Origin of the sequence: Halorubrum sp. CGM5_25_10-8B, from assembly GCF_005435095.1 — an archaeon.
Lineage (GTDB): Archaea > Halobacteriota > Halobacteria > Halobacteriales > Haloferacaceae > Halorubrum > Halorubrum ezzemoulense.
This window is the reverse complement of sequence record NZ_SGTY01000001.1, coordinates 256605-269327: the sequence shown is the minus strand read 5'-3', so window position 1 is coordinate 269327 and position 12723 is coordinate 256605. Positions and strand designations below refer to the sequence as shown.

Annotated in this window: 13 protein-coding genes; 4 read left to right on the top strand and 9 right to left on the bottom strand. The window is 71.2% G+C overall.

Annotated elements, in window-relative coordinates; translation table 11 throughout:
- Positions 1-78 precede the first annotated feature (78 nt).
- Entirely contained in the window at positions 79-735 is a 657-nt protein-coding gene (locus tag EXE51_RS01345; RefSeq protein ID WP_049929603.1) for a hypothetical protein, read from the bottom strand.
- Between the two features lie 119 nt (positions 736-854).
- Between EXE51_RS01345 and EXE51_RS01340 the strand changes: the two genes are divergently transcribed.
- The 3 genes from EXE51_RS01340 to EXE51_RS01330 all read left to right on the top strand — a co-directional run bounded on the left by EXE51_RS01340 (position 855) and on the right by EXE51_RS01330 (position 4575).
- Positions 855-2030, top strand: a complete 1176-nt coding sequence (locus EXE51_RS01340; protein ID WP_094494701.1) for a Xaa-Pro peptidase family protein — start codon at positions 855-857, stop codon at positions 2028-2030.
- 84 nt (positions 2031-2114) lie between these two features.
- A complete protein-coding gene (locus EXE51_RS01335; protein WP_086215812.1) occupies positions 2115-3299 on the top strand; it encodes an MFS transporter in 1185 nt (394 codons plus the stop codon).
- 154 nt (positions 3300-3453) lie between these two features.
- Positions 3454-4575: a hypothetical protein gene (locus EXE51_RS01330; RefSeq protein ID WP_094579786.1), complete on the top strand. Its 1122-nt coding sequence runs from the start codon at positions 3454-3456 to the stop codon at positions 4573-4575.
- 72 nt (positions 4576-4647) lie between these two features.
- On the opposite strand, the gene EXE51_RS01325 is transcribed toward EXE51_RS01330, so the two are convergent.
- Positions 4648-4884, bottom strand: coding sequence for a hypothetical protein (locus tag EXE51_RS01325; RefSeq protein ID WP_008442562.1), 237 nt, complete (start codon positions 4882-4884; stop codon positions 4648-4650).
- Between the two features lie 71 nt (positions 4885-4955).
- Here EXE51_RS01325 and EXE51_RS01320 point away from each other — a divergent pair, with 71 nt between their 5' ends.
- A complete protein-coding gene (locus EXE51_RS01320) occupies positions 4956-5342 on the top strand; it encodes a hypothetical protein (RefSeq protein ID WP_094579785.1) in 387 nt (128 codons plus the stop codon).
- An 84-nt stretch (positions 5343-5426) separates the two neighbouring features.
- Here the strand turns inward: EXE51_RS01320 and EXE51_RS01315 are convergent, their stop codons facing one another.
- The 7 genes from EXE51_RS01315 to EXE51_RS01285 all read right to left on the bottom strand — a co-directional run bounded on the left by EXE51_RS01315 (position 5427) and on the right by EXE51_RS01285 (position 12617).
- On the bottom strand, positions 5427-6029 hold the full coding sequence (locus EXE51_RS01315) for a CDP-alcohol phosphatidyltransferase family protein (protein ID WP_137691907.1): 603 nt from the start codon (positions 6027-6029) through the stop codon (positions 5427-5429).
- Positions 6030-6055: 26 nt separating this feature from the next.
- Complete coding sequence (locus EXE51_RS01310; protein ID WP_137691906.1) at positions 6056-6613, bottom strand: adenylate kinase family protein; 558 nt, start codon at positions 6611-6613, stop codon at positions 6056-6058.
- Positions 6610-7704: a histidinol-phosphate transaminase gene (hisC, locus tag EXE51_RS01305; RefSeq protein WP_089307673.1), complete on the bottom strand. Its 1095-nt coding sequence runs from the start codon at positions 7702-7704 to the stop codon at positions 6610-6612. The genes EXE51_RS01310 and hisC overlap by 4 nt, the downstream gene beginning before the upstream one ends.
- 83 nt (positions 7705-7787) lie before the next feature.
- Positions 7788-9233 carry a GTPase gene (locus EXE51_RS01300; RefSeq protein WP_137691905.1) on the bottom strand — a complete coding sequence of 482 codons (1446 nt, stop codon included), beginning with the start codon at positions 9231-9233 and terminating at the stop codon, positions 7788-7790.
- Between the two features lie 280 nt (positions 9234-9513).
- A complete protein-coding gene (locus tag EXE51_RS01295; protein WP_137691904.1) occupies positions 9514-10257 on the bottom strand; it encodes a fumarylacetoacetate hydrolase family protein in 744 nt (247 codons plus the stop codon).
- A gap of 95 nt (positions 10258-10352) precedes the next feature.
- A complete protein-coding gene (locus EXE51_RS01290; protein ID WP_094494706.1) occupies positions 10353-11480 on the bottom strand; it encodes a zinc ribbon domain-containing protein in 1128 nt (375 codons plus the stop codon).
- Between the two features lie 39 nt (positions 11481-11519).
- Entirely contained in the window at positions 11520-12617 is a 1098-nt protein-coding gene (locus EXE51_RS01285; RefSeq protein WP_137691903.1) for a sensor histidine kinase, read from the bottom strand.
- Positions 12618-12723: the final 106 nt, after the last annotated feature.

Here is a 12723-nt window from a genome sequence, read left to right as displayed (position 1 = left end):
CAGACGGACTCTCCCCGGGATATAGTATATAGGCGTTTCGCGGTGACGGGACGGCGTTCGCGGCGACCGATCCGGCCGTCAGTCCCCGGTCGCGAAGGTCGCGCTCGCACCGACGAGATGGCCGACGACGACGCCCAGTCCGGTCACCAGTAGCACTGTCGCGGCGAAGTCCGGACCGGCGGTGACGCCGGCCGCCTCCGTCACAGGTATCCCGTCCGCGTCGGAGATCGGCACCGTCCCGTCGGTCGCGTGACGCGTCAACGGCACCCGAGAGACCGCCCGCAGCGCGAGCATCGTCGGGAGGTATCCGAGGGTCGCGCCCATGCCGGTCACGGCGCCGGCGAGCAGGTCGTCGATACCGAGGTATCGGACGGCGGCCGCGGCGCCGAGAGCGAAGGTCAGCGGGACCGCGCGGAGCGGCCACAGCGCGGCGTCGGCCTGTATCAGCGGATGCCCGAAGATGACGTGGTTCGACAGCCCGGGTCCCGTCCGGACCCGGACCCAGTGGGCGTCGAGGAGGAACCAGATCGACCCCTCGACCGCGGATATCGGGCCGCCGACCATCCACCGGGCGACCTCGGACTCCCCCGGCGAGACGCCGGCGACCGCGAGCCCGATCCAGGTGAGCGCCAGTCCGAGCAGCGCCGCAGCGCTCCCGCAGGCGACGGCGACCGGCAGCCAGCCGGACGGGAGGTGTACGAGCGAGAGGAGGGTAGTTCGTCGGTCCGTCGACATCACGCCCCGGTCGTTCCGGCTTGGCGGGCATATGCTTTGTCGCGGGTCGTCGAGGCCCCTCACCGTCTCGCCGGTTCCGAGAGGACAACCGCTTTGCCCTTCCCCGAACAGGGGCACGTATGAACCGACCGCGGCTCGACGACCGCCTCGCCGACCTCGAGACGGACGGCTACCTGATTGACGCCTCGCAGGAGGACGCCAACCAGCTGTACCTCTCCGGGTTCACCGGGCCCGACCCGTTCCTCACGCTGTACGCCGACGGAGCGGTCCACGTCCTCGTCGGCGGCCTGGAGTACGGGCGGGCGAAGAAGGAGGCGACGGCCGACGGCGTCGAGCGCCACGCCGACTACGACTACGAGTACGGCGGGCGCGAGGCGCGAAACGACATGTACGCCGCGTTCGTCCGCGACAAGGGCGTCGAGTCCGTCTCGATGCCGCCCCGCGCCCCGGTCGGTACCGCCGACGCCCTCCGGGAGCGCGGCGTGGCGGTGACCGTCGACACCGACGACCGGCTCCGGGAAGTCCGGGCGGTCAAGACCGACGACGAGATCGAGGCGATCCGCGAGGCCCAGGCGGCGAACGAGGCGGCGATGCGCGCCGCCGAGGACCTGATCGCCGGCGCGGACGTGGCGACCGAGAGCGACGACGCGGAGACGGGCGTCCTGCTCCGCGACGGCGAGCCGCTCACCAGCGAGCGGGTGACCGAGGAGATCGAGGTCACCCTCCTGCGGCACGGCTGCGCGCTCGACGAGACGATCGTCGCCGGCGGCGCGCAGGCCGCGGACCCCCACGACCGCGGCTCGGGCCCGCTCCGGGCGGACGAGGCGATCATCGTCGACATCTTCCCCCGGTCGAAGGCGACGAAGTACAACGCCGACATGACGCGGACGTTCTGCGTCGGCGAGCCGAACGAGACCCTCCGCGAGTGGTACGAACTCACCGAGCGCGCCCTCGACGCCGCGCTCGACGCGGTCGAGCCGGGCGCGACCGGGGAAGACGTCCACGCCGCCGCCTGCGAGGTGTACGAGGAGGCCGGCGAGCCGACCTTCCGCACCGACCCGGAGACGGAGACCGGGTTCATCCACTCGACGGGGCACGGCATCGGTCTCGACGTCCACGAGTCGCCGCGGCTCGCGAGCGGCGGCGGAGAGCTGGAGCCGGGCCACGTGATCACCGTCGAGCCCGGCCTCTACGACCCCGACGTGGGCGGCGTCCGGATCGAGGACCTCGTCGTCGTCACCGAGGACGGCTACGAGAACCTCACCGACTACCCGATCCGGTTCGCGGCCGAGTGAGCTCTCGGGCGGTCCGGCCGGAGAGGCTCCGGTTCGTCTGACCGCGATCGGAAGCCGCTTTGACCCGTGTCCGGTACGGCGACCGTGAACTGGCGGTACGAACAGACGGCGCTCGCGCTCTGTACGCTCGCGTTCACCGGCACCATGGTGGCGCGGCTGGTCGTCAGCCCGCTGGTCCCGGAGATCACGACGCAGTTCGGCGTCACCAACGGCACCGTCGGGCTCGCGCTCAGCGGCATGTGGCTCACCTACGCGCTGGCGCAGTTCCCCTCCGGCGTCCTCGGCGATCGCTACGGCGAGCGCCGCGTCATCCTCACCGCGGTGGGGGCCACCGCGATCGCGTCGGTGCTCCTCGCCGCCTCGCCCTCGATGCTCGCGTTCGGACTGTTCGCGGCCGTTCTCGGCGTCGGGGCGGGGCTCCACTACTCGGTCGCGACGACGTTCCTCACGCGGCAGTTCGACGACACCGGCCGCGCCATCGGCGTCCACGTGGCCGGGGGACCGCTCGCGGGACTCGCCGCGCCGCCGGCGGCCGCGCTCGTCGGATCGCGGTACGGGTGGCGCGCCGGGGTCCTCCTCGGCGCTGCCGTCGCGGTCCCCGTGTTCGCGCTGTTCGCGTGGCGGGTCCGGCCGACCGAACCGCTCCGCCCCGACCAGCCGATGGGCGAGCGGTTCGCGTTCGGTCCGCTCGCCGAGCTGCTCTCGCGGCCCGAGATCCTCTACACGACGGCGCTGGCGACGATGGGCGCGTTCACGTGGCAGGCGACCGCATCCTTCCTGCCGACGTTCCTCGAGGTCGGGACCGGCTTATCGAGCGCGCTGTCGGCGCTTTTGTTCTCGGCGTACTTCCTCGTCCACGGGGGAACACAGCCGGTCACCGGGTCGATATCCGACCGGATCGGCCGCGACGCCACCGCGATGGTGACCATGAGCGCCGGCGTCGTCGGGTACGGGGCCCTCGTCGCGACTGCGACGCTCGACCTGGGGCTGCCGGTCACGGTCGCGGGCGTCGGCCTCGTCGGCCTCGCGATGTCGTGGGGCGCGCCGGTACAGTCGCGGTTCATGGACCTCCTCTCCGACGCCGAGCGCGGCGCCGGGTTCGGGCTGGTCCGGACGGCGTACATGGTCACGGGGGCCTCCGGCAGCGTCGTCGTCGGCGCCGTCTCCGACGCCGCGGGGTGGCCAGTCGCGTTCGGGCTGCTCGCCTGCGTGATGGCGCTCGGGCTGGCCACGCTGTCGGCGAACCGGCTGTTTGGCTTGGGGTACTGACTCGCCGCAGGTATGTCAGTTACATGCCTGTTGTAGAGTTACTACACACAGATTCGGTCGACTGAACCCCGATTCGAACGCCAGCCAGAATATAATATACAAAACAAGTCAGCACGTATTTACGTACGTGTCTGGAGGGTACCGTAGACCACATATGAACAGGCGATACGTTCTCACCAGCGCGGCGGCCGTCTCTCTTCCACTTGCGGGCTGTAGCGGTTCGACCCCCGACGAGTCGGCGCCGCCGAACGGGTCCGAGGAAGCGTCCGACGGGGACGACGGGGACGACAACGGCTCGGAGAATCAGACGGAAAGCACCGAAGACGCGGCGCCGACACTGGACGATTTCGACTACCCGGACGGGGCACGTCAGGACGGTGTCGACGGAGCGACGCTGTTCGGCACGCACGAATCGACCCTGGTCGAGGCGGGGTCGTTGACGCACGAGGGGGAGCGCACCGACGTGTTCGACGACAACGAGTTCTCCCAGACGCAGACGAGCAAGTTCGACGACAACGCCGTCTCGCGTGAGGTAACGGAGAACGGGGAGACCGAGCGTGTCTGGTCGCCGGCCGACGAGGACGTGGCGTACGTCAGGATGGAGTCCGGGTTCGAGCAGGCCTACAGGGTGGACGAGCGCGCACCGCCGACGGACGAGGTGACCGGGCTGAGCGAGTTCAGGCGGTACATCTCCGAGGTGGAGTGGGGAGCGGCGACGGAACTGGTCGAGACCGCGGGCGGCTTGGGGGTCGTCTACGAGTCGGTCGGCTACTCGGAGCGACTCAGCTTCGGGGAGATGCGGGAGTTCGACGCTTCGATAACGGTCAGCGAGTCCGGATTCGTGAGCCAGCTGGAGTACGATCAGACGGAGCTCCAGGGCGGCGAAACGATCGCGTTCGACGTTACGGCCGCGATAACCGCGGTCGGCGACACGAGCGTGGACGAGCCCGACTGGGCGGACGCGGCGCGAGAGCAGGGCGTCCGGTTCGACGTCGCGTTCACCGACGACGGCACCGCGTTCCGGGTGGAGATGACGGGCGGCGACGACGTGTCCCGAGACGCACGTATTCGTCTGCGAGACGAACGGGGGAGCGCCAGCAGCAGGCTTTCGGAGCCGCTCTCGGTCGGCGACGTGCTGTTCGTCGGACTCTCCGAGAGCGGCGGCCTCCTGATCGACGAGAGCGAAGCGCCCGCCGAGGCGCGACCGCTGGCCGGGGACCTTCGGCTCACCGTTCGCACGGAGTTCCCGCTTCTGACTCACACGCGGCGGCCGTAGTCCGCCGGACGCCGCTCGCTGTCGGCGTGGTGCGTTTCTAGGAAGAAGCCGGGTCAGGCGTCGAGACGACCCTTACAGCCGGTCGTCTTCGATGCTTCCGGGGTCTTCGGCGGTGTCGAACATGTTGTTCTCGGCGCCGTCGAGCATCTCGTCGCGGGGATCGTCGTCGACGACGCTCACGTTGTACGCCTCGATGCCGGACGCGATGAGGTCCTCGGCGGCCTGCTCCTCGGAAACGAACTCCTCATCGGCCAGCTGCTGAAACTCCGCGTACACGTCGTCCGAGAGGTTCAGCTCGAAAGTGGGCATACCTCCCGTATCGACCGGACGCTTTTAAATTGTTCCCTCGTTTCGCGAGGCGTTCGGAGAGGCTGGTTCCAGTGAGCGACTCGGCCGAGACGATCATCGAAACGTACGACGACGGCCATCGGATCGTCCGCGAGGAGCGTGTCCGCCCCGACGCGTACCACTTCGACGGCCCCGACGGGCGCATCGCGCCGTCCAACCTCCCGCAGGCGGCCCGGCTGTACGCCGATCTGTACGCTATCGCCGGCGGGTTCGACGAGAGACAGACCGGCAGACGGGGTACCCCGCCCTCGGTCGTCCGAGCCGACGAGGAGGTCCGGATGACGTGTCTCGCCGTCAGGCTGTCGGTGGCGTACGCCGCCCGGGCGTTCGACGTCGACGAGTCGATCGTCCGCGACGCCGTCGACGACGTCCACGCGCGGGGGTCGGAACTGCGCTCACGGGCGGGCGAGAACGGCTGAGAACCCATCGCCGCCGCCGATCCGAACATCTGCTCAGGCGCCGCTCTTGGGCAGGACCGGACCGGGGGAGGGAACCGCGAGCGGCTACAGGTCGCTCCACGCGCCGAGGAACCGCTGGACCGCGGTCAGGTGACCGACGACGGCGAACAGCGCGAGCAGCAGGCCGACGACGTTCAGTCCGGCGAGGATCGGCGCCGAGTAGACCGCGGCGACGACGCCCACGACGCCCATCAGCGCGAGCCGGTCGGCCCGGCCGAGGAGGCCGCCGTACTCGCGGCCGATCCCGACCGCCTGGATCTGCGTGCCGAGGTACGAGGTGAGCAGGACGCCCGTGACGGCGGCGAAGCCCAGCGCGTACGCCTCCACGCCGGCCGTGAGCCCGCCGATGACCGCCACGTCGGCGTAGCGGTCGAGGACGTGGTCGAGGAAGTCCCCGCCGTCGGAGGCGATCTCCTGGTGGCGCGCGAGGGCGCCGTCGACGAGGTCGAGCCAGCCGTTGAGGAGGACGAGTAGCGCGCCGGCCGCGTACAGCGGCGTCGACCCGGCGGCGAAGGCCGCGGCGGCCCCGACCGCGACGAGGAAGGCGATCACGCTCACCTGGTCGGGCGAGAGGCCGAGCCTGTCGGCCGCGGACACCCACGGGCCGAGCAGCCGGTCGGCCACGGAGCGGTACTGGTCGAGGGTCATCTACCGTCTCGACGCTCGCGGCCGGCTCATATATAATCGATGAAGTCCACGGTGCCGGCGCTCGGCTCGCGCTCCCCCTCGATCGCTGCCCGGATCGCATCGGCGACCGCCTCGGGGTCGCGGTCGGTGGCGTCCACCTCGTAGACGTTCTCCGCGCCGTGTTCGGCCACCGCCTCCGAGAGGATCACGTCGAGCGCCTCGCTCTCGGCGTTCTCGGCCGCCGTCTCGGCCGTCTCGCCGCGCGCCTCGAGTCGGGACTTGACCGTTTCGGGGTGACAGCGCAACACGACGACGCGGTCGACAGCGAACCGGTGCGCGAGGTGCGAGTCGAGGACCCCGGACCAGCCGCCGAGGTCCTCGCGGACCGCGTCGAGGTCGGCGACGAGCGTGTCGCGCTCGTCGTCGCGCTCGGTCCAGAGGTCGTCGTCGGACTTGATCCGGTCGTTGAGGTGGATCACGTCGTACTCCCCTTCGAGCAGCGCCGTCGCGGTCGTCTTCCCGGTCCCGGGCGTGCCCGTGACGGCGACGCGGTCGGCGCGGTCGCGGTCAGGGGTGGCGTCGGCGTCGTCGGCCCCCGCCGTCACGCCCGAACACCGAGGTCGAGGTCGGCCAGCGTCTCGTTGAGCAGTTCGACCGCCTCGCGGGTCTCCTCGCGGGTCCCCGTCGAGATACGGACGTGCTCGGGGAGCCCGAACGAGGTACAGTCGCGGATGATCACGCCGCGCTCTTGAGCCGCCTCCGCGACGCGCTCGCCGTCGCCCACCGCGGCGAGGACGAAGTTCCCCGCGGAGTCGACGGTGGGCGCGTCGAGCTCGTCCGCGATGTACTCGCGGGCCCAGCGGGCGGACTCGATCGACTGCTCGACGTGGTCCTCGTCGTCGAGCGCGGCGAGGGCGGCCCGGCACGCCAGCTCGTTGGCCGCGAACGGCGTGTTGACGCGGGCGTACGCCTCGCCCCACGCCTCGGGGACGACGCTGTACCCGATCCGGAGCCCGGCGAGCCCGTACGCCTTCGAGAAGGTGCGCAGGACCGCCACGTCGTCGCGCTCGTCGGCGAGCGGGATCGCGCTGTCGACGTCCGAGAACTCCCCGTACGCCTCGTCGACGACGACCAGCGTCTCCGGCGCGGTCGCGTCGGCGATCGCCTCGACCTCGTCGAGCGGCATCGTCGAGCCAGAGGGGTTGTGCGGCGAGGTGACGTAGACGATGCGCTCGCCCCCGTAGGCGGACAGCACCGTCTCCGCGTCCTGTGCGAAGCCGTCGGCGGTCGAGAGCTCGTACTCGGTCACCTCGCCGTGGTGGTACCGCGAGGACATCGCGTAGTACGCGAAGCCGGGGCTCGGCACCAACACCTCGTCGCCCGGCTCCAGCGCGGCCCGAGAGAGGTAGTCGATCGAGCCGTCGGCGCCGGGCGAGACCCACACCTGCTCGTCGTCGACGCCCCACTTCTCGGCGATCTTCGCGGTGAGGTCCGTGTGCGAGGACTTCGGGTACTGGTTCACGCGGTCGGCGTGGTCGCGAATGGCCTCGACGGCCGCCGGGCTCGGGCCGTGCGGGTTCTCGTTCGAGGAGAGCTTGATGAGGTCGTCGGGGTCGATCCCGCGCTCGCGGGCGACCTCCTCGACGCCCCGCCCGGGCACGTACGGCGAGTGATCGGAGAGATCCCGTGGTCGCATGCCCGGAGGTCGGGGGCGGTCGGGCTTAAGGGTGGTCTTGACGGACGCCGGTCACGGCGCTCCCGGGTCGGTGTCGGGAGCGCTCACGGGGGCGAACCCGCGCCGCGCAGCCGCCGCTCCGCCTCGGCGACGACGTCGGGCCGTCCCGCCAGGTCGACGGCCATCGTCTCGCCGCCGTACTCGACGCCCGCGACCACCTCTCGGTCGTACGCCCACGAGAGCGCGGCCTGCGCGTCCCCGCCGTTCTGGACCTCGACGGTCGCCGTCGCCGTCGGCAGCGCGTCCGCCACCGCGTCCGCGAGGTCGCCGAGCCCCGACTCGTCCCGGACGCTCACCGGAACCGGCGACCGGAGCGCGTCGGCGACGGGCGCGTCCCGCGGGCCGAGTTCGGCGACGACGGTTTCGTACGCCTCGACGGCGGACGCGAGCCCGTCGGCATCGACCTCGTCGACCTTCGACAAGACGGGGACGACCGGGCCGTCGGTCGCTTCGATCGCCGACAGCGACGCGCTGAGCTTCCGACGGAGGGCCGCGGGGGCGTCGCTCGCGTCCACGACGAGCAGCGCGCAGTCGGCGGCCCGGACCGCGTCGATGGTGGCGCGGAACGAGCGCACCGCCTCGTGCGGCAGCCCGTCGAGGAACCCGACGGTGTCCGTGAGCAGGGTGCGCCGTCCGGCGACGGTCGCGCGGCGCGTGGTCGTCGAGAGCGTCTCGAACGGGCGGTCGGCGACCGCGAGCGCACCGGCGTCGTCCGCCGGGTCCCCCGCGGCCGTGTCGGCGCGCGCTGCGGGCCGATCCGAGGCCTCGGCACCGAAATCGGGGTCGTCGACCTCGTCCGCGAGCCGCCGCGCCAGCGTCGACTTCCCGGCGTTGGTGTAGCCCGCGAGGGCGATCAGGTCGAACCCGGCGTCGCGGCGCTCCGCCCTGCGCGCCGCGCGGTCGTCGGCGATCTCGTCGAGCGCGCGCTCGGCCGACTCGATCCGCTTCTCGACGTCGAGGACGCGGCTGTCGCCCTCCGGCCGGAGGCGCACGTCCTCGCTCGCGTCGCGGGCGACCGCTTCCCGGAGTCTCGGCAGCTCGTAGCGGAGCCGCGCCAGCTCCAGCTGTCGGTCGGCGGCCCGCGAGTCGGCGGCGTCGGCGAACAGCTCCAAGGCCAATCGCGGGCGGTCGACGACCGCTGTCCCGGTCGGCAGCAGGTCGCCGAGTGAGAACGTCTGTCCCGGCGACAGGCTGCCGTCGTAGATGACGGCCTCGGCGTCGGCGTCGGCCGCGAGCCGCATCAGCTCCTCCGCCTTCCCGCGCCCGAGGTCGTAGGTCGGGTCCTCGCGCCGTCGCTGGGTGACCTCGCCGACCACCGCGTAGCCGGCCGCAGCGGCCAGCTCGCGGATCTCCGTTGTGTCTGGCGGGTCGTCCTCGGACCGCGCCGCGACTATCGCTCGGGTCGCATCGCTGTGTGCGGCGTCGGTCTCGGTTGTGCTCGGTCCGCTCGATTCGTCGCGTTCGTTCGTCGCGTCGTCGTCTCGTGACATTCGGTCGGGCGCTCGCGTCGGCCCGGAGAGGGGAGCGTCTCCGCTCCGCGTGCGGTCTCGGCGGCGCGTCCGATCGGTCGATCCGATTCGGACCGGTTGTCCCGCGTCCGACGGGGCCGGCCGGCGTCGGATCGCGCCGCGACGGTGCCGTCAAGGTTCGGCGACGAACGAACTGGTCTCCATACCTCCGACTCCGGGGGCTGGCATATAAGCGTTCACCGGAAACGAGGTGTGGTACCGAGCTACAGGAACGGCCGGACAGGTCGGTCGGTCCGGGCGTTCAGGGGACGCGAACGTCGTGTTCGAGCGTGCCGACGCCCTCGATCTCGATCTCCACCGTGTCCCCGCCAGAGAGGGCGCCGACCCCCTCCGGCGTGCCAGTGGCGATGACGTCGCCGGGCTCGAGCGTGAGGTACGTCGTGATCTCCTCGATCAGCGTCGGCACGTCGAAGATCATGTGCTCGCGGTCGCTCGACTGCTTCGTCTCGCCGTTGACGCGGAGCTCGACGCTCGCGTCGGCGGGAACCTCGTCGGGCGTCGCGAGGACCGGGCCGAGCGGCGCGGCGCCGTCGAACGCCTTCCCGCGCACCCAGTTCTGCTCGCGGTTCTGGTCGTCGCGGTTCGACACGTCGTTCATACAGGTGAACCCCGCGACGACCTCCATGGCGTCGGCGGCGTCGACCGCCTTACACTGCTCGCCGACCACGACCGCGAACTCCGCCTCCCAGTCGATCCGGTCTTTGCCGGCCGGGACGGTCACGGTGTCGCCGTGGCTCGCCACCGCGTTCGGCGGCTTGAGGAAGAGCAGCGGGCGGTCGGGCACGTCGTTCCCGAGCTCTTCCGCGTGGTCGGCGTAGTTGCGGCCGATACAGACGATCTTCGAGGGCTCGCTCGGCGCGAGCACGTCGATCGCGGGGTCCGAGAGCGCGTACGCCTCGCCGCCGAAGGCGACCGTGTCGGTCGCCGGGTCGTACTCGCCGTCGCGGATCGATCCGGCCGGATCGCGGAACCGTACGTGGTACATACGAGGCCAAACGGGCGGCCGCCCGAAAAGCGTTCGCGGAGGGGCAAGCGACGACCCATCGAAGGAAGCGACGACCGCGGCGGAGGGGCCCCGACTCACTCGGCGGAGTCAGCCGACTCGCGGACCGAGTCAGTCGCTGACTCCGCGCTCGAACCGTCGCCCACGGCGTCGTCCGCGGGACGGCCCGCGCCGCCGTCCGCGGCCTCGTCGTCGACCGCGACCCTCTCGTCGGCGAGGCCGCCGAGCGACGGCGAGTCGACGCGGTCGCCGAACACCTCCGAGCGCGCGCAGTCGACGCAGTAGTGGTTGTGGCGGACCGAGTGGGTGCGGACGGGGACGCCGGCGACGAGCGTCTCGTCGCGGCGCCGCCTGACGAGTCCGCGGTCGAACTCTTGCCCGCAGACCACGCAGGGATCGTCGACGGACTCGGGCGGTCGGACGATCCGGTGGTCGACCGTCCGCTGCCGACCGAACCGCGTGATCCCGTGGCGGCGGTCGAGCCGTCGGCGGACTGGCGGAGCGACGCCGAGGCCGAGCCCCGCGAACGCGAGGCCGATCAGCGCGGCCGGCGGGGAGCCAGACTCGACCGAGAGGAACGCGATCCAACCGCCGATCAGCAGCAGCAGCGCGGTCAGGACGTACGCGGAGGCGGTCTCGACCCGACCGCCGCCACCGTCGACGCTCGACGGGGCGCGCGCGGTCGTCTCGTCGCCGCGGACGAGTCGGCGCCGTTCGGCCAGCTTGGAGTAGTGCCACCAGCCGTACAGCAGGTTGCCGATGCCGCTGGTGAAGATGAACAGGAGGATGTGGACGCCGACGGAGCCGATCCCCCTGTCGACGAGGACGACGCGGTCGCCGTCGTCCCGCTCCACGTCCCACCCGGCGTCGAGGTGGTCCTGAACGCGGCGCCTGAAGGCGCGCTCGCTCTCGCCCGGGGACGGCTCCGAGCGAGAGGCGCGTTCCGCATCGCTCGGGCGCTCGGCCGCGTCGGTCCGGCTCTCTGACGCGGCCGGGGCGGACCCGTCGCCCGACCGCGACGCGCCGCAGTTCGAGCAGAACCGGTCGTCCTCGTCGAACGCCTCGCCGCACTCGGCGCAGTACGCGGCGGGGCCGTCGAGGTCGGCGCCGCAGTCGGGGCAGAAGCTCGCCCCGGCCGGAACCGCCTGAGCACACTCGTGACACCGGTCGGTCGGCGGCGGGGCGTCGGTCCGCTTGGAGGGCATCGACAGTTGGTTCGCGCGGAGGCGTGTTAACTCCTCTCCTCACCGCCGGCGGAGCCGGATCGACACGTCGTTCCCGCCGAGGTCGCTCGCGCCGAACGAGAGCTCTCCGCCGAACGTCTCGACGGTCAGCTCAGCGAGCCAGAGCCCGAGCCCGCTTCCGTGGTGCGTCGGCGTTATCGCCGATCCGTCGCGGATCACGTCCCGCTCGTCGGCCGGGATCTGGGGGCCGTCGTCCTCGACGTGGATCACGACCCACTCCCCGGACGCCGCGCCCGAGAGGCCCTCCGCGCTCGTTATCCGGAGACGGACCCGGGGCTCCGGGCTCGGATTGTGCTCGATCGCGTTGTCGACGAGGCTGTCGACCGCGTACCGGAGCCGGCTGTCGGCCATCACCCGACCCGTCTCGCCGGTCTCGATCTCGATGTCGGCGCTCGGCGTCCGCTCTCGGTGGTCGTCGACGACGGCGCGCACCGTCGGTTCGGGGTCGATGTCGGCCACCTCGTCGGTCGGATGTTCGAGGACCTGACGGATGTGGTTGGCCTCGTCGGCCAGCTGTTCGAGCTCGTGGGCGGCGCGCTCGATCGTGGCCGCCACGTCGACCGTCTCGCCGCGTCGATCCTCCAGTTGGGCCAGCAACCGCGTCGTGTGGCCGGCGACGACGTTTGCGTTGTTACGGAGGTTGTGCCGGAGGATCCGGTTCAACACCTCCAGCCGCCGCTCGTTTCTGGACACCTCCGTGAGGTCGGTGTAGACCGCGAAGCCGCCGTCGGGGGTGTCGTCGTCCGCGTCGCCGGTCGCGTACGGGATACCCCGGTAGAGGAACTCGCGGAGGCCGGTCGCGGTCTCACGGGTCACCTGCTGGTAGTTGATCGCGCCGGAGGCGGTGTTCGTGTCCAACTCCCTCGCCTCCGCGAGCTTCCAGTCGGGGACGACCCACTCGTTGAGCGACTCGCCGCGAATGTCGTCGGCCTCGTAGCCGAAGACGTCGACGAACGCCCGATTGACGTCGCTGACCGTTGGCTTTCCGTCGGCGAGCGTGAACTCAACGACCGCGTCCTGAACGTGTTCGATGAGGTGACGATATCGGCCGTCATTCGAGCCGTCCTCGACGCGTTCGTCGGTCGGCTCACCCGCCATGTCGAGGCTCCACTGTCACGGGCGTCGTAGGACGATCCGATTGTTAAGGCTGTATTCGCGGGAAGATATTGCGCAGGCCGCCGCTCGAACTGATCAGTCTGCGGAA